At 72.6% G+C, this 685-nt stretch carries 1 protein-coding gene; it reads left to right on the plus strand.

Annotation, left to right across the window (positions count from 1 at the left end; translation table 11 throughout):
• On the plus strand, positions 1-685 hold a 685-nt coding region (locus AB4039_RS42305; protein WP_442273318.1), incomplete at both ends, for a beta-ketoacyl reductase.

Below are 685 nucleotides of genomic sequence, written 5' to 3' on the forward strand. Positions count from 1 at the left end.
GCATTCGTCCTCTACTCCTCCATCGCCGGCACCCTCGGCACCCCCGGCCAAGCCAACTACGCAGCCGCCAACACCTACCTCGACGCCCTCGCCACCCACCGACACAACCAAGGCCTCCCCGCCACCTCCCTCGCCTGGGGACTCTGGGACGTGGCCGGCAGCATGGCGAGCGCTCTGGACGCGGGTGACCTGGCGCGGCTGGGGCGGCTGGGCATCGCACCGTTCGACGCGCGGGAAGGGCTCGCCCTCTTCGACGCGGCCCTCCGCTCGCGGGACGCGGTGCTCGTGCCCGCCCGGCTGGACACGGTCTCGCTCCGCGATCAGGCGGAGCACGCCCCGGCCGTTCTGCGCGGCTTCGTACGGACCCCCGCCGTCCGGCCGACCGGCCGAACCGGATCCTCGCTCAAGCGGGAGCTGGCCGGGCTCACGGAGGAGCAGCGCCAGGCCAGGCTGGAGGTACTGGTCCGGGATGCGGCCGCCGGCGTACTCGGCTACAGCGCGGGGCAATCCGTGGCGGCCGAGGCCGAGTTCCACCGGCTCGGTTTCGATTCGCTGATGGTCGTGGAGCTGCGCAACCGCCTGAACGCGGCCACCGGACTGCGCCTGTCCAGCACCATCGCCTTCGACCACCCCACCCCGCTCGCCCTCGCCACACACCTGCGCGAACAACTCACCGGAACCACCA

Origin of the sequence: Streptomyces sp. M-16 (assembly GCF_052114405.1) — a bacterium.
Classification (GTDB): domain Bacteria; phylum Actinomycetota; class Actinomycetes; order Streptomycetales; family Streptomycetaceae; genus Streptomyces.